The following is a 20,691-nucleotide window of genomic DNA, read 5'->3' on the forward strand; positions in this document are numbered from 1 at the left end:
AAGTAGGGAGTGGGTCCCATGACGAATCACGGCGAACCGAAGGCGCAGGGCCTGTACGACCCGCGCTTCGAACATGACGCCTGCGGCGTCGGCTTCGTGGCCGATCTTCTCTCCCGCCCGTCCCACGAAATCGTCCGCCAGGCGCTCGAGGTCCTCGTCCATCTCGACCACCGCGGCGCCTGCGGCTGCGAAACCAACACCGGCGACGGCGCGGGCATTCTCCTTCAGACGCCCCACGCGTTCCTCGCCCGCCAGGCGGACCGCCTCGGCCTGCGCCTGCCCAAACCCGGAGGCTACGGCGCGGGCATGGTCTTCCTTCCCCGCGATCCCGCCTCCCGCGAAGGCTGCGAGAAGATCTTCGAGCGCGTCGTCGCCGAGGAGGGCCAGCGCCTCCTCGGATGGCGCGACGTCCCCACCGACAACCGGGACCTCGGCCCCACCGCCCGCGCCGCCGAGCCGCTCGTCCGCCAGATCTTCATCGGGCGTTCCGACGATCTGGCCGACGACCTCGCCTTCGAACGCAAGCTCTACGTCATCCGCCGCCGCGTCGAAAACGCCGTGCGCGCCTCGGATCTGCCGGGCCGCCGGTTCTTCTACGTCCCCAGCCTCTCCTTCAAGACCATCGTCTACAAGGGAATGCTCAAGGCCACGCAGCTGGCCTCCTACTACCCGGACCTCCGGGAGGCCGACGTCGAATCCGCGCTCGCCATGGTCCACTCGCGCTTCTCGACCAACACCTTCCCCAACTGGGCGCGCGCGCATCCGTACCGCTACCTCTGCCACAACGGGGAGATCAACACCCTTCGCGGCAACATCAACTGGATGCACGCCCGCGAGAAGCTCTTCGAAAGCCCCCTCTTCGGCCGGGACCTGGCGAAACTTCTGCCCATCATCGACGCCGAGGGGAGCGACTCGGCCATCTTCGACAACGTGCTCGAGATGCTGACCCTCACGGGGCGCTCGCTCCCCCACGCCGCCATGATGATGATCCCCGAGCCGTGGGCCAACCACGAGTCGATGAGCGACGAGAAGAAGGCCTTCTACGAGTACCACGGATGCCTCATGGAGCCGTGGGACGGCCCGGCGCTCATCGCCTTCACCGACGGCCGCCGCATCGGGGCCGTCCTGGACCGCAACGGGCTGCGCCCCGCCCGCTACACGATCACCAAGGACGATCTCGTCGTTCTGGCCAGCGAAACGGGCGTCCTCGACATTCCTCCGGAGCGCGTCCGCGTCAAAGGCCGCCTTCAGCCGGGACGCATGTTCCTGGCGGACCTCGATCTTCACCGCATCGTGGGCGACGCGGAGATCAAGCACCAGATCGCCTCCGAGCGGCCCTACCGCGTGTGGCTGAACGAGAACCTCGTCGAGCTGGAGAAGCTCCCGGCGGCTCCCGCGGCCCCCGCGCCCGAGCCGGACGCCCTCCTCGTCCAGCAGCACGCGTTCGGCTACACGACCGAGGACGTGAAGATCCTCGTGGCGCCCATGGCCCAGGACGGCGTGGAGCCGGTGGGCTCGATGGGTACGGACACGCCCCTGGCGGTCCTCTCCGACCGGCCGCAGCTGCTCTACAACTATTTCAAGCAGCTTTTCGCCCAGGTCACCAACCCGCCCGTGGACGCCATCCGCGAGGAAATCATCATGGCGACCGGAACCACGATCGGGCGGGAGGGGAATCTCCTGGATCCCCGGCCGGAGTCCTGCCGCCATATCAAGCTCAAGAATCCCGTGCTCACCAACGAGGAGCTCGCGCGCCTGAAGGCGCTCGACGGATTCCGCGGCTTCAAGGCGCGGACGCTGTCGATCCTCTATCCGGTCGCCGAGGGCGGAGCGGGCCTCGAGCGGGCGATGGACGAGCTTTGCCGGCAGGCGTCCCGGGCGATCGCGGAGGGGGCGGATCTCCTGGTCCTTTCCGACCGGGGCGTCCGAAAGGACCGGGCGCCGATCCCGGCGCTTCTGGCCGTGGCGGGCGTCCACCACCACCTGATCCGGGAAGGGACCCGCACGCGCGCGGCCCTCGTCGTCGAATCCGGGGAGCCGCGCGAGGTTCATCACTTCGCGATGCTGCTCGGGTACGGAGCGGGGGCGATCAACCCCTACCTGGCGCTCGACACGGTGGTGGAGCTTTGCCGCCGCGGGGCGCTCGGCGATCTCGACGAGGAGCACGCGGTCAAGAACTACGTCAAGGCCGCCGTCAAGGGAGTGGTCAAGGTGATCTCCAAGATGGGGATCTCGACCATCCAGAGCTACCGCGGCGCGCAGATCTTCGAGGCGATCGGCCTGGGGCGCGACGTCATCGACCGATACTTCACCTGGACCGCCTCGCGCGTGGGCGGCGTGGGCCTCGACGTGATCGCCGAGGAGGTCCGCCTGCGCCACGAGCGGGCTTTCCCGGACCGCCGGATCGACGGCCGCGTCCTCGACCCCGGCGGCCAGTATCAGTACCGCCGGGACGGGGAATACCATCTTTTCAACCCCGAGACGATCCACCGGCTCCAGTACGCCTGCCGCACGGGCAACTATCAGGTCTTCAAGGAGTACACGCGCCTGGTGGACGATCAGTCGCGCCGGATGTGCACGCTCCGGGGGCTCATGGAACTCAAGTACGCCGAGAAGCCCGTGCCGCTCGAGGAGGTCGAACCCGTCGAAGAAATCGTCAAGCGCTTCAAGACGGGGGCCATGTCCTACGGGTCGATTTCGAAGGAGGCGCACGAGGCGCTGGCGATCGCCATGAACCGGATCGGCGGGAAGTCCAACACCGGGGAAGGCGGCGAAGATCCCGCGCGCTACGTGCCCGACCCGAACGGCGATTCCCGCAACAGCGCGATCAAGCAGGTGGCCTCGGGCCGCTTCGGCGTGACGAGCCTCTACCTGGTCAACGCCCAGGAGCTTCAGATCAAGATCGCCCAGGGGGCCAAGCCCGGCGAGGGCGGCCAGCTTCCGGGGCACAAGGTCTATCCCTGGATCGCGAAGGTGCGGCACGCCACGCCGGGGGTGGGGCTCATCTCGCCGCCGCCCCATCACGACATCTATTCGATCGAGGATCTGGCGGAGCTCATCTACGACCTCAAGTGCTCCAACGACCGCGCCCGGGTGAGCGTCAAGCTCGTGGCGGAGGTGGGGGTGGGAACGATCGCCGCCGGCGTCGCGAAGGCCAAGGCGGACGTCGTCCTCATCAGCGGCCACGACGGCGGGACGGGCGCCTCGCCCCTGACCTCGATCAAGCACGCCGGGGTTCCCTGGGAGCTGGGGCTGGCGGAGACCCAGCAGGTGCTCGTTCTGAACAACCTCCGCAGCCGCATCCGCGTGGAGGCGGACGGGCAGCTCAAGACCGGCCGGGACGTCGTGATCGCGGCGCTTCTGGGGGCGGAGGAGTTCGGGTTCGCCACGGCGCCGCTCGTCGTGCTCGGATGCATCATGATGCGGGTGTGCCACCTCAACACGTGTCCGGTGGGGGTGGCCACGCAGGATCCCGCGCTCCGGAAGAAGTTCACGGGCGACCCGGCGCACGTGGTGAACTTCATGCGCTTCATCGCCCAGGAGGTCCGGGAGTACATGGCGCGGCTCGGGTTCCGGCGGCTCGACGAGATGGTCGGCCGCTCCGACCGGATCGAGATGCGCCGGGCGGTGGACCACTGGAAGGCGAAGGGGCTGGATTATGCGGAGATTCTTTATCGCCCGCCGGTGCCGGAGGGGACGCCGCTTCACTGCACCCAGGCGCAGGACCACGGGCTGGAGCGGACGCTCGACAAGGAGAAGCTCCTGCCCTTGTGCCGGCCGGCCCTGGAGCGGGGCGAGTCGGTGGCCGCGACGCTTCCGATCCGGAACGTGAACCGCACGGTGGGCACGATTCTGGGCAGCGAAGTGACGCGCCGGTACGGGGCCAAGGGGCTGCCGACGGACACGATCTGGCTCCACTTCCAGGGTTCGGCGGGGCAGAGCTTCGGGGCTTTCGTGCCGAAGGGGATCACGCTTGTTCTCGAAGGGGACGCCAACGACTATCTCGGCAAGGGCCTCTCGGGCGGCAAGATCATCGTCTATCCGCCGAAGGAGGCGACCTTCCTTCCCGAGGAGAACGTCATCGTGGGGAACGTGGCCTTCTACGGGGCCACGGACGGCGAGGCGTACATCCGGGGGATCGCGGGGGAGCGGTTCTGCGTGCGCAACAGCGGCGTCTCCGCGGTCGTCGAGGGCGTGGGGGATCACGGCTGCGAGTACATGACGGGCGGCCGGGTGATCGTGCTCGGGCCCACGGGGCGCAACTTCGCCGCCGGCATGTCGGGCGGATACGCGTACGTCCTGGACGAGGACGGCAGCTTCCCCTCGCGGTGCAACAAGGCGATGGTGGGGCTCTACCCGCTCGACGATCCCGAGGAGATCGAGAAGGTCCGCTCCCTGATCCTGCGGCACGCGCAGTATACCCAGAGCCAGAAGGCCTGGAGGGTGCTGGCGCTCTGGGAGGAAATGTGGCCGCGCTTCGTCAAGGTGCTGCCGCACGACTTCAAGCGGGCGCTCGAGGCGGAGCGGAAGGTCCGCGCCCTGGGCCTGCCGGAGGAAGAGGCGGAGATGGCGGCGTTCGAGCTGAACGCCTCCGACAAGGCGGCCCGCGTGGGAGGGATGTAGGTTCCGCATCGCGAACGAAAGGCGATCCATGGGCAAACCGACCGGCTTTATGGAGTTCCCGCGGGAGGCCCCGCCGTACCGGCCTCCCGCCGAGCGCGTGGGCGACTGGAAGGAGTTCCACATCCACGTGGAGGAGGAAAAGCTCCGCCGGCAGGGCGCGCGCTGCATGGACTGCGGCGTCCCCTTCTGCCACACGGGCACGCTCCTGGGGGGCATGGCCTCCGGGTGTCCGATTCACAATCTGATCCCGGAGTGGAACGACCTGGTCTACCGCGATCGCTGGCGGGAGGCGCTCGACCGGCTTCATAAGACGAACAATTTCCCCGAGTTCACGGGTCGGGTGTGTCCGGCGCCCTGCGAGGGCTCGTGCGTCCTGGGGATCAACGACAGCCCCGTCACGATCAAGACGATCGAGTGCGCGATCGTGGACAAGGGCTTCGAGATGGGCTGGATCCGGCCGGAGCCGCCCGAGCGCCGGACGGGGAAGAAGGTGGCCGTGGTGGGCTCGGGGCCGGCGGGGCTCGCCTGCGCCGCCCAGCTCAACCGGGCGGGGCACCTCGTGACCGTCTTCGAGCGGGACGACCGCATCGGGGGCCTTCTCATGTACGGCATCCCCAACATGAAGCTCGAGAAGGGGATCGTCGAGCGGCGGGTCCGCCTCCTGGAGGAGGAGGGGGTGATCTTTAAGACCGGCGTCGAGGTGGGGAAGAACTACCCCGCGGACCGTCTTCTGCGGGAGTTCGACGCCGTGGTGCTGGCGATCGGGGCGACCAAGCCGCGGGATCTGCCCGTCGAGGGGCGCTCCCTCCGGGGGATCCACTTCGCGATGGAGTTTCTCCTGAAGAACACCAAGAGCCTCCTCGACAGCGGCCATCGGGACGGGAATTACATCTCCGCCCGGGACAAGGACGTGATCGTGATCGGCGGCGGCGACACGGGGACCGACTGCGTGGGGACCGCGATGCGCCACGGCTGCCGGTCGCTCGTCCAGTTCGAGATCCTTCCGCGGCCGCCTCTGGAGCGGGCGCCGGACAATCCGTGGCCCCAGTGGCCGCGGGTGTACAAGCTCGACTACGGCCAGGAGGAGGCGGCGGCGCGCTTCGGCGGCGACCCGCGGGTGTACGCGATCACGACCAAGCGCTTCGTGGGCGACGCGGAGGGGCGCGTCCGCGAGGTCCACACGGTGCAGGTCCGATGGGAGAAGGGCCACAACGGCCGTCCCGCGATGGTCGAGATTCCGGGGACCGAGAAGGTCTGGCCCGCGCAGCTCGTGCTTCTGGCGCTCGGGTTCCTGGGCCCGGAGGAGTTCCTGCTCAAGCAGCTCGGGGTCGCCACGGACGAGCGCTCCAACGCCAAGGCGGAGTTCGGCTCGTTCGCCACGAGCGTCCCGAAGGTCTTCGCCGCAGGGGACGCGCGGCGGGGACAGTCGCTCGTCGTCTGGGCGATCGCCGAAGGCCGCCAGTGCGCCCGCGAGGTGGACCGCTACCTCATGGGACGGACCGCGCTGCCCTGAGTTGTTCGGGGGCTAGCGTTCTTCCTCCTTCAGGCGGCAGTTCCGGCACTGGCGGGCGTAGGGAATCGCCTCCAGTCGCTCCCGGGCGATGGGGCGCCCGCAGTCTTCGCACCGGCCGTAGGTGCCCTCCCGAAGTCTCGCCAGAGCCTCGTCGATCTCCCGCAGCTCCCGGGCTTCCTCGGAGCGAAGCTCCAGGGCCAGAGTCTGCTCGAACTGATCCGTTCCGAGGTCCGCCAGGTGGTTGGGCAGCGTGGAGATCTCCCCCGTCTCCGACGTCGACTCCCGCTCCAGGCGCCCCAGCCGTTCCAGGAGCTCCGTTCGGCGTTCTCGAAGAAGCGCTTCGAAGCGTTCAAGCTCCTCGGGCGCCAGAACTTCGCGAGGCGAAACCGACAGAACCGCCATTTCCCATCACCTCCCGGAAAGGCGCTAAAGCAAGTTTCGCGCCACGGGTGTGATGAGAAGATGTGCATAACACGTTGAATGTAAAAGCGTAAGAATGAAGGCTGCATGGAACCTTCGATGAGGCTGTAAAACGGGCAGATTGAGGGCTTGACATGGCAGGGTACCGAAATGTAGGGTGTGGCCTCCTTCGGTACGTAACGGTAGGATCCTTCGAGGATCCCTTCCACGAGGTGGGATCATGGCGGCGGGCGGCGAGCTGGGCACGGTCAACCGGCGGGATCTGAAGGAGCTCCGGCTCCTTTTCGAGATCAGCCAGATTCTCGACCGGAGCATGGATCTCAGGGACGTGGTGGGGCCGGCTCTGGAGGCCCTCTCGCAGCACACGGGGATGGTGCGCGGGACGCTGACGCTTCTGGACCGGCAGACGGGGGAAATCTTCATCGACGTGGCCCATGGGCTTTCGGAAAGCCAGAAGGAGCGGGGCCGCTACCGGCTGGGCGAGGGGGTCACCGGCAAAGTCATCCAGAGCGGCCGTCCCATGGTCGTCCCGCGGGTCTCGCAGGAGCCGCTCTTTCTCAACCGCACGGGCGCCCGCGACGGGCTGCGCAAGAAGGACATCGCCTTCATCTGCGTCCCGATCAAGATCGGCACCGAGGTGATCGGGGCGCTTTCGGCCGATCACGTCACCCCGAGGGACGTGGAGCTGGAGGAGGACGTCCGGATCCTCAGCATCATCGCCTCCATGATCGCCCAGGCGGTCCGGCTGCGGCAGTCCGCGCAGGAGGAGCGCCGCAAGCTCCTGGAGGAGAACCGGCGGCTTCAGGACGAGCTTCGGGACCGGTTCCGGCCGTCCAACATCATCGGCAACTCCAAGCAGATGCAGGACGTCTACGATCAGATCGCCCAGGTCTGCCGCTCCAGCACCACCGTCCTCATCCGCGGCGAGAGCGGCACGGGCAAGGAGCTCGTGGCCCACGCCATCCACTACAACAGCGCCCGCGCGTCCCGTCCTTTCATCCGCGTCAACTGCGCGGCGCTGCCGGAAACGCTCGTCGAAAGCGAGCTCTTCGGCCACGAGAAAGGCGCCTTCACGGGTGCCCTGGCCACCCGCCAGGGCCGTTTCGAGCTCGCCCACGGGGGGACCATTTTCCTCGACGAGGTCGGCGACTTCTCGCCCGCCACCCAGGTCAAGCTCCTGCGCGTTCTGCAGGAGCGCGAGTTCGAGCGCGTCGGCGGCTCCGCCTCGATCAAGGTGGACGTGCGCGTCATCGCCGCGACCAACCGCGACCTGGAGGCCATGATCGCCGAGGGCCGGTTCCGCCAGGACCTGTACTACCGCCTCAACGTCTTTTCCATCCACCTGCCGCCCCTGCGCGAGCGCAAGGCGGACATCCTGCTTCTGGCCGACTACTTCGTGGAGAAGTACGCCAAGCTTCACCACAAGAGCGTCAAGCGCATCTCCACGCCGGCCATCGACATGCTCATGAGCTATCACTGGCCGGGCAACGTCCGCGAGCTCGAAAACTGCATCGAACGCGCCGTCCTCGTCTCGGACGACGAGGTGATCCACGGGTATCACCTTCCGCCCACCCTCCAGACCGCCGAAGCCAGCGGCACCGTCACCGTGGGGCCGCTGCAGGCCGCCCTCGACAACGTCGAGCGGGAGATGATCATCGAGGCGCTCAAGAGCACCCGCGGGAACATGGCCAAGGCCGCCAAGGCCCTCGGCATCACCGAGCGTCTCATGGGGCTGCGCGTCCGCAAGCACGGCATCGACCCGAAGCGCTTCCGCGCCGACTGGTAGCGCGGACGTCCTGAAACCGTCTTTCCCTCCCGCGCTGTATACCCGGAACGATGATCCGGAGGATCCCGGCGCTGCTCCTGGCCGCCGCGCTCGGATGCCGAAACGACGGCGGCGACGGCGCTCGCGCCCGTCCCTTTCTCATGGGCTTCAGTCCCTGGCCGTACGATGCGACCCTCGAGGCCAAGGACTGGGTCTACGCGCGCATCCACGCCGAAGGAGACATCGTTTCGCACCATCTGGAGGAAGGGGTACCGTGGCCGGACATGGCGGACGGGCGCGGCTTCTCCGGTTCGTTCCTCGCGGAGCTCGAGGACCGCCGGAACCGGCGCGTGCCGGGGAAGAAGACGCTCATTCAGATCAACCCCTTGAACGTCTCCCGGACGGGTCTGGCCGCCTTCCGCGGCGCCACGCCCAACGAGCCGCTCCCTTCGCCCTGGGACGGATACGCCCTCGACAGCCCCCAGGTCAAGAGCGCCTTCCTGACCTACGCGCGCCAGATGGTGGAGTTTTTCGAGCCCGACTGTCTGCTCATCGGCGTCGAGGTCAATCTGCTCATCCGGAACAATCCCTCGCTCTGGCCGGCCTACGTCGATCTTCACCGCCATGTCTATTCGGGCCTCAAGGCGCTCTTTCCCGAACTTCCGGTGGCCGTGTCCTTCTTCAGCGTCCCGTTTTTCCCGGAAGCGTCGCCGGCCGACGACCTGGCCGCCCAGCGGGCGGGGCTGGCCGACCTGACGCCCTGGCTCGACTTCGTGGCCTTTTCGGTCCATCCCTTCATGAGCGCGTTCCTGGCCGACACGTTTCCGGACGACTCCTTCGACCGCCTCTTCGCGGAGACGGCCCGGCCGATCGCGATCTCGGAGAGCAGTTACCCCGCGCAAGTGTGGTCGAACGCCGCAGGAACGACGTGGTACGGATCGCCGGAGAAGCAGGATGCCTTTCTCGCCAAGATGCTCTCGGCGGCGGACCGGCGCCGCGCGCGGTTCGTCATCTGGTTCTGCATCCGCGATTACGACGCCCTCTGGAACGGCGTCCTCGGACGCTCGGAGGAGGCGCTCGTCTGGCGGGACACGGGCCTCTACGACGAAGCGGGGGCGGAGCGTCTTGCGCTGCGCTCGTGGCGCTCGTACCGCCTCCGCCCGTGGGCTCCCTGATTCCCCGGGCTTCCGCTTTCCGGTCCGTTCGCTTTACCGCGCCGTATCTTTTCGGGCGGGATCCTACCAAACGGTATCCCGACGGGGCCGCGCTCCGGGGGCGCCGGCTGGCATGAAGGTTGCTTCTCTCTCGTCGGTTTAAGATCCAGGGTCGGTCCCATGGAACCTCGGGAGGAGCCGTTGAAGCCGTTGACGCCTCGGCAGCGCGAGCTGATGCGCCTGATCCAGGGCCTCGCCCCGGACGCGCGGCATACGATCAAGATCGTCTGCCGGGGATCCGAGCCCTGGGAGATCCAGGAGATCGTCGAACATCGAAAGATCGGAGACGTGAAGCCCGACGGCGCCAAGTAGCGCAGAAGGGGTTTTCCGGCGCCCCGAGAGGGCGCCGGAGCCGGCACGGAGCCCACTCGAACTCAAGCCGGCGTCCCCGCGAGGGGATGCCGGCTTTTGTTTTTTCGGATCGCACGAGCCATGTGGGTCGCGGTTGCGCGGTTGGAGGACCTGCCTCCGCAAAGCGCGCGGGTGGCGCGCGCCGGAGGGCGCGAAATCGCTCTCGTCCACGGCAAGGACGGAATCTTCGCGCTCGACAACGTCTGCCCTCACGCGGGAGGCTCACTGGGGGAGGGCGTGGTGCAGGGGAACGGCGTCACCTGCCCCCTCCACGGCTGGCAGTTCGACGGCCCTTCGGGGAAATGTCTGACGGAAAAAAGAGCCCCTCAGGAACGCTACGCCGTCCGCGTGGAGAAGGCCGAGATCCTCGTGGAGCTGCCCGATCCCGCGGGTCCGACCGCCGCGCCGGCCTCCGAGTGGATCGCCGTGGCCGACGCCTCCGAGATGCGGCCGGGCACCGTGCGCGCCGCCAAGGCGGGCGCACAGGCCGTGGTTCTGGCCGCCACCGACCAGGGCGTCTTCGCCCTCGCCCAGGCCTGCTGCCACGAAGGCGGCCCCCTCGGAGAAGGCACCCTCGAGGGCAAAATCCTCACCTGCCCGTGGCACAACTGGCAGTTCGACTGCCGCACCGGAAAGTGCCTCACGGACAAGCGGTTCTCTCAGAAGACCTTCGAAACCAAGGTGGACGGAGGCAAAGTCTGGGTGCGTCCCGGCGCCGCCCCGCCGCCTTCGGCCAAGACGCCGGAAGATCCCGCCGTCGCCCTGAGCTCCGTCGAACAGTGGAAGCGGGCCAAGCACGGAATCGACGTCTGGCCGGACGTCCTGCGCTACGCGCGGGAGAAAACGCCCATGGACCGCATCGAGGTCCCCGACCTCGAGCGCATGAAGTGGTACGGCTTCTTCTATCGCAAGAACAACGACAACGACCGCTACATGGTCCGCGTCCGGATCCCCGGCTGCGAGATGACCAGCGAGCAGGCCCGCGCGCTCGCCTACATCGCCTACGAATCCGGGTACAGCATCCTCGACGTGACGACCCGAGGCAACATCCAGATCCAGGGCTTGACGATCGACAAGCTTCCGGCCGTCCGCGCGGCGCTGGAGCGCGTGGGACTGACCGCCCGACAGTCCGGACACGACAACGTCCGCAACGTGACCTCCCACCCCTACAGCGGCATCGACCCCGAGGAGCTCCTCGATACGAGGGATCTGGCCCGCCAGATCCAGGACCTCGTCATCGGCGACCGCGACTTTTCCGATCTTCCCCGCAAATTCAACATCGCCCTGGTAGGGCGCCCTTCGGCCCCCGCGCACGCCTGGACGCAGGATCTATGCTTCGTCGCCGCCCGCGGGCCCGACGGGTCGATCGGCTTCCGGCTGCTGCTCGGAGGCAACCAGGGGCAGGCGCCCCGCCTGAGCTGGCCGATCCCCGTGTTCGTCCGTCCCGGCGAAGTCCGCGAGGTCGCCGCCGCCGTTCTGCGCACCTTCCGCGAATGCGGCTGGCGGCACAATCGGCACCAAGTGCGCTTCCGGTTTCTCATCGAGCGCCTGGGGCCCGACGGGGTGCTTCTCGAGATCGAGAAACGCCTGGGCCGGGAAATGACGCGCTTCCCCCAGCCGCCTCCGCCCCCGGCGGGCGAAGAGGATTTCATCGGGTGGTTCAAGCAGAAGCAGGACGATCTCTGGGCGCTCGGGGTGTGCGTTCCCGTCGGGCGCCTCACCTGGGACCAGATGGAGGGCCTGGCCCTCGTGGCGCGCCAGTACGGCTCGGGGACCCTGCGGACGACCTACGACCAGAACCTCGTTCTGCCGGGGATTCCTTCGGCGGTGCGCCCGAAGGTGGGCTATGCCATCGCCCGCTACGGCCTGAGCTTCGAGCCGGATTCCTGGACCCGAAACACCGTGGCCTGCACCGGCAAGCAGTTCTGCAACCTCGCGGTCACCGAGACCAAAGGATACGCCTACCGGCTGATCGAGGAGCTGCGCCGCCGCAAGGTGCCGCTTCACGGAATTCACCTGGCGATGAGCGGATGCCCGAGTTCCTGCGCCATGAGCTACACGGCCGACATCGGCCTCAAGGGCGTCAAGATCCGCCGGGGGCTTCGGGTGGTGGACGCCTTCGACGTCTATCTGGGCGGCGGCTGCGCGGGCGAGATCCAGATGGGGGTCCTTTACCGGAAGGCCGTGCCGTTCGACCAGCTTCCCGAGCTTCTCGAGCGGGTGGTGCGGGAATTCTATCTCCGGCGCGGCGACAACGACACGTTCAGCGCCTACTGGCGGGCGCGCCTGCGCGGCGCCAAGGCCGAAAAACCCAAGGAGGATCTGCCCCGCTGGCTGTGCGGGGCGTGCGGACACCTTCACGTGGCGGAGGATCCGCCCCCCTTCTGTCCGGTGTGCGCGGCGCTGCGGGCCCGCTTCGAGCCCGCGCCTGAAGAAAGTCCCGCCTCCGAGACCCCGCCAACCGGCCCGTGGGCGTGCGGCTCCTGCGGGCATAAGCCCGAGGGGGATCCCCCCGAGCTCTGCCCCGTGTGCGGCGCTCCCCGGAGCGGGTTCCGCCGCGGAGCTCCGGCCGCCGCCCGGCCCGCGCCCCCCCCGGCGGGGAAGCGCCTTCTCATCGTGGGCGGAAGCATCGCCGGCCACACCGCCGCACAGACGGCCCGGGAACTCGACCCCGCCTGCCGCATCACCCTCGTCACCGACGAAAAGCATTCCTTCTACAACCGCCTCAATCTCACCCGATATCTCGCCGAGGAGGTCAAGCGCGACGATCTCTTCGACTACACGGCCGACTGGTACGCCGAGCGCCGCATCGAGGTCCTGACGGGCGCGCGCGTGATCGGCCTGGATCCCGTCAAGAAGACGGCCCTTCTCGACGAAGGCCGCGAACTTCCGTTCGACGCCTGCATCCTGGCCCACGGAAGTTCCGCCGCCCTGCCGCCCTTCTGGCGGCCCGACGTGCCGGGCGTGTTTCTCCTTCGGACGCTCGAGGACGTCGAGGGGATTCTGGGACGGGCCAAGCCGGGAGCCCGGGCGGTCGTCATCGGCGGCGGCGTCCTGGGACTCGAGGCGGCGTACGGAATCGTCAAGCGCGGCGGCTCGGTGCGGGTCTTTGAGCTCGCGCCCCGGCTCATGCCCCGGCAGCTCGACCTCGCCGCGGCGGCTCTCTTCGCGGAGAAGGTCCGCCGGAAGGGAATCGAAGCTCATTGCGGCGCGGCCGTGCGGACCCTCTCGGAGGGCGTTCTTGAGCTTTCCGACGGACGGCGGTTCGAGTTCGATCTGGCGGTGGTGTCCACCGGCATCCGCCCCAACATCGACTGGGTGAAACGCTCCGGGCTCCACTGTGCGCGAGGGGTGCTCGTGGACGATCGGATGCAGACGTCCGCCGAGGGGATCTTCGCGGCGGGGGACGTCGTCGAATGGCGCGGCCAGGTCGTGGGGCTTTGGGGAAACGCGATCGAGCAGGCCAAAGTGGCCGCGGCGGGCGCCGTCGGGAAACTCGCCTTTTTCCAGGGGTTCCTGCCGGTGACGATCCTCAAGTGTCTGGGGATTCCCCTCGTTTCCATGGGCGAAATTCTCGAGGACGGAGGCGGGGTGACCTCCCACGTGCGGAACGACGCCGCCGCGGGCACGTACCGGCGCGTCATCTTCCGCCACGGGATTCCGGTCGGCGGGATCCTTCTGGGAACGTCGGCGGGGATGGGCGAAATGCGCAAGCTCATCGAGGGAGGCCTGGAGCTCGAGAAGCTCAAGAAGAAGGTCGCCCCCGAGGAGGCGGTGGCCGTCCCATGATCGCCTACTTCCGATCGCTCGATCCGAAGGGGGTCCGCGCCGGCCTCCTCGCGGTGGCGGCGCTCGGGGCGGGAATCGTCCTGGGCTCCCGCACGCTGCGGTATTACGATCCGATTCTCCTGACGTACACCTTCGGGACGCTCTTCTCCGCCTTCGCGGTGGCGTACCGCTACGCGGTGTGGCTCCAGCGGCCGGCGACGCGCATGTACGCCGGACGGGTGCCGGAGCTTCTGCGACGGGGCGGCTGGGGACGGAACCTCGCGTTTCTGGCCCGCGCGGCCTGGGAGAACCTCCTGGCTCAGCGCTTCATTCGCCGGCGCGGCCGGCTCCGCTGGGTGACGCACTTCCTCATCGCCTGGGGCTGTGCCCTGGCGGGGGCCGTGACCTTTCCACTGGTCTTCGGATGGCTCCACTTCGAGAGCGTTCCCGAGCGGCCGGAAATCTACCGGGTGCTCTTTCTGGGGGTCGCGGTGGGAAGCTTCGACACGTCGTCTCCCGTGCGGTACGTCCTCTTCAATCTTCTCAATCTTTCGGCGGTCCTCGTGATCGTGGGGGTGGCTCTGGCGCTTCGCCGGAGGCTGCGGGATCCGGCGTCCCTGGCCCGCCAGCAGTTCGGAAACGATCTTGTGCCGCTCATCCTGCTTCTGGCGATTTCGGTGACGGGGCTCATGCTCACCTTCAGCACGCACGCGCTTGGAGGCGCCGGCTCCCAGGTGCTTTCCCTCGTTCATGCCCTCACGGTGTGCGCCACGCTCCTTTATCTGCCGTTCGGGAAGCTCTTTCACATCGTCCAGCGGCCGCTCCATCTGGCGGTGCATCTCTACCGCCGCGCGGAGGAGAAGGAGCCCGCCGCCCGCTGCCGTCGCTGCGGAGAGGCCTTCGCGCCGGCGCGGCAGATGGAGGATCTGCGACAGGTTCTGGCCGCGTCCGGATTGGCGCTTGAGGTCGATGTATGCCCCCGATGCCGGCGGCGCGCGATCGGCGTGAGCCAGGGGCGGTTCCTGGCGGAGGCGCGCCGTGGCTAGGCCGCCCCTTTCGATCGAGGATCTGGTGGCCGCCTACGGCCCGCGCCTCCACGACGCGCCGCCCGGGGGATGGGAAGACCGCCGGCCCCCCGACCGACGGGTCCGCACGCACTGCTGCTTCTGCGGCGTGCAGTGCGGCATTCAGCTCAAAGTCCGCGACGAACGCGTCGTGGGCTTCGAGCCGTGGGAGGAGTTCCCGGTCAACCGCGGCATGCTCTGTCCCAAGGGCGTCAAGCGGTACCTCCAGGGAAGCCATCCCGACCGGCTCCTGGCGCCTCTTGTCCGGACCGACGGGGGGTTCCGGGAGGCGGACTGGCCCGAGGCGCTCGATCTCGTGGAGGCGGGCATCCGGCGCGTCCAGGAGCGCTGGGGGAGGGACGCCTTCGCGGTGCTGTCGGGCGCGTCGCTGACGAACGAGAAGGCCTACCTCATGGGCAAGTTCGCCCGGGTGGCCCTGCGGACGAAGAACATCGACTACAACGGGCGCCTCTGCATGGTTTCCGCGGGAGCCGCCAACCGGATGGCGTTCGGCATCGACCGCGCGGCCAACCCCTGGAGCGACCTTCCGCTGGCCGAGACGATCATCGTGGCCGGGGCGAACATCGGCGAGTGTTTTCCGGTCCTGACGGATTACCTCTGGCGCGCCCGCGACCGGGGCGCGCGCCTTATCCTGATCGACCCCCGGATCACGCCTGTGGGGCGGACGGCGGATCTGGTTCTGCCCGTCCGCCCCGGGCGTGACTCTGCGCTTCTGAACGGGCTTCTGCACGTCTGCCTCCGGCGGGGGTGGATCGACCGCGACTTCATCGCGCATCACACGACGGGTTTCGAGGCGGTTGAGCGGGTCGTGCGGGAGTACACCCCGGAGCGCGTGGCGTCGATCGCCGGCGTTCCGGCGGTCGCGATCGAGCGCGCCGCGGAGGCGTGGGGAACGGCCCGGACGGGGATGTTCCTCCATGCGCGCGGCATCGAGCACCACACCAAGGGGGTCGAGAACTGCCTGGCGGCGATCAACCTCGTTCTGGCCACCGGCAAGATCGGCCGGCCGGGCTGCGGGTATTCCACGATCACCGGGCAGGGCAACGGCCAGGGCGGGCGCGAGCACGGCCAGCGGTGCAACCAGCTCCCGAGCGGCCGGGATATCGACAATCCCGAGCACCGCCGCCTCGTGGCCGAGCGCTGGGGAGTGTGCGAGGAGGAGCTGCCCGGGCCGGGGCTGCCCTCCACCCAGATGATGGAGGCGATCCACCGGGGGGAAATCCGCGGGCTTCTTTCGATCTGCTTCAATCCTCTGGTGTCGCTTCCGGACGCCGAGCACACGCGGGCGGCTCTCGAGAAGCTGGAGTTCTTCGCGGTCATCGACTTCTTCATGTCCGAAACGGCGCGCCATGCGGACGTGATTCTGCCCGGATCGCTTCACGAGGAGGACGAGGGGACGGTGACGACGGCCGAGGGACGCGTGGTGCGCGTCCGCCAGGCGGTCCGTCCGCCCGGAAAGGCCCGCCTCGACTGGGAAATCGTCTGCGATCTGGCGCGGCGGTTCGCCCCGTGGGACCGCTTTCCGTATTCGTGCGTGGAGGACATCTTCCGGGAGCTGCGGCACGTCTCGCGCGGCGGGACGTGCGACTACTACGGAATCACCTACGAGAAGATCGAGCGGCAGCACGGCGTATTCTGGCCCTGCCCGGAGCTCGACCATCCGGGCACGCCGCGGCTCTTCGAGGGGGGGCGCTTTTATCACCCGGACGGGCGGGCCCGGTTCCATGCGGTCGAGTACCGTCCGCCCGCGGAGGACGTGGACGAGGAGTATCCCGTGATCCTGACCACCGGCCGCGTGGTTTCCCAATACCTGAGCGGGAGCCAGACGCGCCGGATCGGTCCCCTCGTCGAGCAGTATCCCGAACCCCGGGTGGAGATGCATCCGGAGCTGGCGGCGCGCGTGGGGGTGGCCACCGGCGAGCGCGTGCGGGTGACGAGCCGCCGCGGCGAGGTGATCCTTCCGTGCCTGGTGACCCGGACGATCCGTCCGGACACGGTGTTCATCCCGTATCACTGGCCCGGCGAGAAGTCCGCGAACCGGCTGACGCTGCGGGCGCTCGATCCGGTTTCGAAGATTCCCGAGTTCAAGGTGTGCGCCGTGCGGGTGGAGAAGGCGCCGTGATCGATCCGGAGCTGGAGTTCGTCCTGGATCCCTCGCGCTGCATCGGCTGCCGCGCGTGCGTTCACGCCTGCGCGGAATGCGAGACGCACCGGGGAATCTCCATGATCCACCTCGAGGAGGCGGACCGGGCGGAGTCCACCCAGACGGTGCCGGTGGTGTGCCTGCACTGCGAGGATCCGGCCTGCGCCAACGCCTGTCCCGCCGATGCGATCAAGAAGACCGACGACGGCGTCGTGCAGTCGGCGCTGCAGTCGCGCTGCGTGGGGTGCTCGAACTGCGTTCTGGCGTGCCCGTTCGGGGTGCCCCGCTACGTCGCCCGGATCGACCAGATGATGAAGTGCGACCTGTGCTACGACCGCACGTCGGCCGGCAAGCGTCCGATGTGCGCCACGGTCTGTCCGAGCGGGGCGCTCTGGTTCGGGCCTCGGCGGGCGCTCGAGGGGACGCGCCGGGAGCGGCCCGCGTACCGGTTTCGGTTCGAGGGCCAGGTCGTGCGGACGAAGGTGGGCATGATGGTCCCTCCGGGGGCGGATGAGCTGGACGTGGCCCGCTGGATGGGGGAAGGAGGAGGCGATGGCCGGAACGCCGGCGTGGAAGGACGACTTCCCGATCTCGTGGGCCGATGACCACTACGTGACGCGGCGGGAGTTCACGAAGTCGCTGGTTCTGGTTTCGGGGGCGGCCTGCGCGGCCAACGGGACGCTGGCGGCGCTCGGGCTGCGCGACGCGCGGGCGGCGGCGCCGGAGCCCGTGCGGATCGGGACGGTGCGGGATCTTCCCGTCGGGGGTTCGCGGGTGTTCGAGTATCCGGGGCCGGGGGCGCCGTGCCTGCTCGTGCGCCTCGAGGAGGACCGTTTCGAGGCGTTCGGACAGAAGTGCACGCACCTGGGCTGCCCGGTGGTTTTCCGCGCGGCGACCCGGAAGCTTCACTGCCCGTGCCACGAAGGCTACTTCAGCGCCGAGGACGGGCGGGTGCTGGCGGGCCCGCCGCCGCGGCCGCTGCCCCGGATCGAGCTGGAACGCCGAGGAGACGAGCTGTGGGCGATCGGGATTCGTCGCTGAGAGCGCGGCGCGCCGAGCGGGCGCGGGAGATGTCCGTGATCTACGCCGTGATGGCGTGCCTGGTCCTTCTCATCCTCGTGCAGTTTCTTCTCCTCATGGCGGCGGTGGACGGATATCTGGCGGGACGGTGGGCGGGGCTTCTGCCGGCGGCGGGAGGCTCGGCGCTCTGCTTCGCGGCCTCCTGCGCGCTGGTCCGCTGCGTGGTTCCGCGACGGGAAGGGGGGCCGCGATGCGGATAGGGGACTTCCTGAGGTCGGGACACAAGCCGACGCTTCTTCTGGCCTTCCTCTACTTCGACGTGAGCTTCATGGTGTGGGTTCTCGTGGGGGCGCTCGGGATCTTCATCGCCGAGGAGTTCGGGCTGACGCCGGCTCAGAAGGGGCTGATGGCCGCGGTGCCGATCCTGGGCGGGGCGCTTCTTCGCGTGCCGATGGGGATTCTGGTGGATCGAGTCGGGCCGCGGCGGGCGGGGATTCTCGGTCAGATCGCGGTGCTGGCGCCTTTGGCCTGGGGGTGGCTCGGGGCCGCGCGTTGGGGCGAGGTGCTGGCCCTGGGCCTGCTCCTGGGGGTGGCGGGAAGCAGCTTCGCGGTGGCGCTGCCTCTGGCGGGGCGCTGGTATCCGCCCCGTCATCAGGGGCTGGCGATGGGGATCGCCGGGGCGGGCAACAGCGGGACGGTGGTGGCCGCGCTTCTGGCGCCGCGGCTGGCGGAGTCGTGGGGCTGGCGGGCGGTGTTCGGCGGTGCGCTTCTGCCGGCGCTCGTCGTGCTGGGGCTTTTCGTTCTTTGGGCGCGCGAAGCGCCGGGCCGTCCGGCCCCCCGGCCGCTCCGGGCGTATGTCGATCTCTGGAGAAAGCGCGACACGCTCGGGTTTTCGCTCCTTTACGCGGTCACGTTCGGGGGCTTCGTGGGACTGGCGAGTTTCCTGGCGGTGTTCTTTCATGATCAATACGCAATGGGGCGGATTGCGGCGGGAAATCTCGCCGCCTTGTGCGTCTTTGCGGGAAGCTTCATGAGGCCGGTGGGAGGATTCCTGGCGGACCGGTGGGGCGGGTTGCGGGTTCTGGTCCTGGTTCTGACGGGGGCGTCGCTGGGGTTGGGGGCGGCGGGGCTGGGTCCGCCCGCGGCGGGGGCGGCGGCGCTGCTGGTGGGCGCGCTCGCCTGTCTGGGGCTCGGAAACGGCGCGGTTTTTCAGCTCGTTCCGCAGCGTTTTCGGGAGGATCTCGGCGCCGCCACGGGCATGATCGGCGCGGCGGGCGGCCTGGGAGGCTTTCTGGTGCCGAACGTGCTGGGGCTGTGCCGGGAACTGACGGGAGCTTACGCGGCGGGGTTTTTTGTCCTGAGCCTGGCGGGGGCTTACGGAGTGGCCCTCCTGGGGTGGCAGCGGGAGCGGTGGGGGCGTTCGAAGGTCGAGCCGGGCGTACATCCGCCGGAGCCGTCCGCGCTTCGGCCCGCGGAGGCGGGTTCGCGTGGTTGATCGGGAGCTGGAGGCGTTCCTGGAGGAGTTCGATTCGTGCGCCACGGCGCCCACGCGGCGGCTGATGGGGGCGTACGTGCGCGGACAGCTGGCGCCGCTGGAGCGCAAGACGGTGCGGTCGCTGGCGCGCGCGGCGGGCGTGGCGGCGCGGACGCTCCAGGAGTTTCTGTCGCTGCACCGGTGGGACGAGGAGCGGGTGCGGTCGCTCGTGGCGCGAATCGGGGCGCGCCGGCACGGGGCCGCCGCCGAGGCCGCGTTTCTGCATCTTTCGGGCCGGCCCAAGAAGGGAGACCGCACGCCGGGCGTCGACCGGCAGCATTGTCCCTCCACGGGGCGCGTCGAGAACTGCTGTGTTCTCGTTCACCTGGGGCGGGTGGACGGGACGTTTCGATGTCTTCTGGAGAGCGACGTCTCTCTGTCCGAGCGTTGGGCCCAGGAGGAGCGTCGCCTCCGGGCCGGCATTCCGGAGGGGGTTGCCGGGCGCTCGAAGGGGCGCGTGGCGCTGGATCTCCTGGAGCGCGCCGAGCGGCGGGGGCTTCGGTTCGGCTGCGTTCTGGCGACGCGCGACCTGGGGCGGGAGCCGGAGTGGGTGGAGGAGGTGGCTCGCCGGGGACGGGCCTTCCTCGTCGAGGTTCCGGGGGATTTCGCAGGGCGCGCCGCGGGAAGAGAAGGGCCGGTCCGCGATCTGGCGGGCGCGGGGGATGCGCTTCTGGCTTTCGCCTTACGCGGAAATGAAGAAGATCGGCCGCTGAGACTGCTGGCGCTCCGGGAGGGCGGGTATTTTGTGACCAACCTTCCGGGTTCGCTCGAGGATCTGGCTGAACGCGCGCGGGACGTGGCGCGTCTCGAAAAGGCGTTCGCGGCGGACCGGCGCGCGGTGGGGCTGGAGGAGTTCGAGGTCCGCGGCTACCGTTCGCTGCGGCGGCACTTGGCGCTTTCGGCGGTGAGTCTTCTTTATTTGGCCTTGAGGCGCCAGGAATCGCCGATGGCCCGGCCGTTCGAGGGGCCCGTGGCGCTCTGAAGGCGCAAGTAGCGCATCATACCGAAGAGTGTCTTTTTCCATCGGATCCTACCGCCCGGTAGGACTCCTTTTCTTTCCGCGTCCGGCCGCCGTTCTCGCAACCTGATGATCTCCAAGGAGATTTATCGATTTCCGGGGCGGCCGTGGGTGTGGCACAGGGGTTGCGGTGGAGGGCGGCAGGCGACCGTGCGGGCGTTCCGCGCGGCGGCGTCCGGGGTTGCCAGGGACGCGATCGAAGGGGTGGCGCTTCTTCGAAGAAAGGGGACTGGAGTC

Annotated in this window: 14 protein-coding genes; 13 read left to right on the forward strand and 1 reads right to left on the reverse strand. The window is 68.7% G+C overall.

Annotated features, from left to right (window positions below; all coding sequences use genetic code 11):
- The first annotated feature begins 18 nt into the window (after positions 1-18).
- Together gltB and VNO22_16290 are read left to right on the forward strand one after the other, a co-directional pair.
- Entirely contained in the window at positions 19-4,623 is a 4,605-nt protein-coding gene (gene gltB / locus VNO22_16285; protein HXG62930.1) for a glutamate synthase large subunit, read from the forward strand.
- Between the two features lie 28 nt (positions 4,624-4,651).
- Entirely contained in the window at positions 4,652-6,136 is a 1,485-nt protein-coding gene (locus VNO22_16290) for a glutamate synthase subunit beta (protein ID HXG62931.1), read from the forward strand.
- A 12-nt stretch (positions 6,137-6,148) separates the two neighbouring features.
- Here VNO22_16290 and VNO22_16295 read toward each other — a convergent pair whose 3' ends face one another.
- Entirely contained in the window at positions 6,149-6,538 is a 390-nt protein-coding gene (locus tag VNO22_16295; GenBank protein ID HXG62932.1) for a TraR/DksA C4-type zinc finger protein, read from the reverse strand.
- Between the two features lie 238 nt (positions 6,539-6,776).
- On the opposite strand from VNO22_16295, the gene nifA reads away from it, so the two are divergent.
- From nifA to VNO22_16350, 11 genes are all read left to right on the forward strand, one after another.
- On the forward strand, positions 6,777-8,342 hold the full coding sequence (nifA, locus tag VNO22_16300) for a nif-specific transcriptional activator NifA (protein ID HXG62933.1): 1,566 nt from the start codon (positions 6,777-6,779) through the stop codon (positions 8,340-8,342).
- A gap of 50 nt (positions 8,343-8,392) precedes the next feature.
- Entirely contained in the window at positions 8,393-9,496 is a 1,104-nt protein-coding gene (locus VNO22_16305) for a hypothetical protein (GenBank protein HXG62934.1), read from the forward strand.
- Positions 9,497-9,655: 159 nt separating this feature from the next.
- The gene (locus VNO22_16310) at positions 9,656-9,847 is read left to right on the forward strand and encodes a hypothetical protein (GenBank protein ID HXG62935.1); all 192 of its coding nucleotides are present in this window, start codon (positions 9,656-9,658) and stop codon (positions 9,845-9,847) included.
- A 120-nt stretch (positions 9,848-9,967) separates the two neighbouring features.
- Entirely contained in the window at positions 9,968-13,675 is a 3,708-nt protein-coding gene (gene cobG / locus VNO22_16315) for a precorrin-3B synthase (protein HXG62936.1), read from the forward strand.
- The gene (locus VNO22_16320; protein ID HXG62937.1) at positions 13,672-14,700 is read left to right on the forward strand and encodes an MFS transporter; all 1,029 of its coding nucleotides are present in this window, start codon (positions 13,672-13,674) and stop codon (positions 14,698-14,700) included. Before cobG ends, VNO22_16320 begins: the two co-directional genes overlap by 4 nt.
- Positions 14,693-16,861 (forward strand): molybdopterin oxidoreductase family protein, encoded by a 2,169-nt coding sequence (locus VNO22_16325; GenBank protein ID HXG62938.1) that lies wholly within the window; start codon positions 14,693-14,695, stop codon positions 16,859-16,861. Before VNO22_16320 ends, VNO22_16325 begins: the two co-directional genes overlap by 8 nt.
- Positions 16,858-17,487: a 4Fe-4S dicluster domain-containing protein gene (locus VNO22_16330; GenBank protein ID HXG62939.1), complete on the forward strand. Its 630-nt coding sequence runs from the start codon at positions 16,858-16,860 to the stop codon at positions 17,485-17,487. The genes VNO22_16325 and VNO22_16330 overlap by 4 nt, the downstream gene beginning before the upstream one ends.
- Positions 17,435-17,923: a Rieske 2Fe-2S domain-containing protein gene (locus tag VNO22_16335; protein HXG62940.1), complete on the forward strand. Its 489-nt coding sequence runs from the start codon at positions 17,435-17,437 to the stop codon at positions 17,921-17,923. Before VNO22_16330 ends, VNO22_16335 begins: the two co-directional genes overlap by 53 nt.
- Positions 17,899-18,162: a DUF6755 family protein gene (locus tag VNO22_16340; GenBank protein HXG62941.1), complete on the forward strand. Its 264-nt coding sequence runs from the start codon at positions 17,899-17,901 to the stop codon at positions 18,160-18,162. Before VNO22_16335 ends, VNO22_16340 begins: the two co-directional genes overlap by 25 nt.
- On the forward strand, positions 18,153-19,397 hold the full coding sequence (locus VNO22_16345) for an MFS transporter (protein HXG62942.1): 1,245 nt from the start codon (positions 18,153-18,155) through the stop codon (positions 19,395-19,397). Before VNO22_16340 ends, VNO22_16345 begins: the two co-directional genes overlap by 10 nt.
- Positions 19,390-20,418 (forward strand): transposase, encoded by a 1,029-nt coding sequence (locus tag VNO22_16350; GenBank protein ID HXG62943.1) that lies wholly within the window; start codon positions 19,390-19,392, stop codon positions 20,416-20,418. The genes VNO22_16345 and VNO22_16350 overlap by 8 nt, the downstream gene beginning before the upstream one ends.
- Positions 20,419-20,691: the final 273 nt, after the last annotated feature.

Source organism: Planctomycetota bacterium (assembly GCA_035574235.1).
GTDB lineage: Bacteria > Planctomycetota > MHYJ01 > MHYJ01 > JACPRB01 > DATLZA01.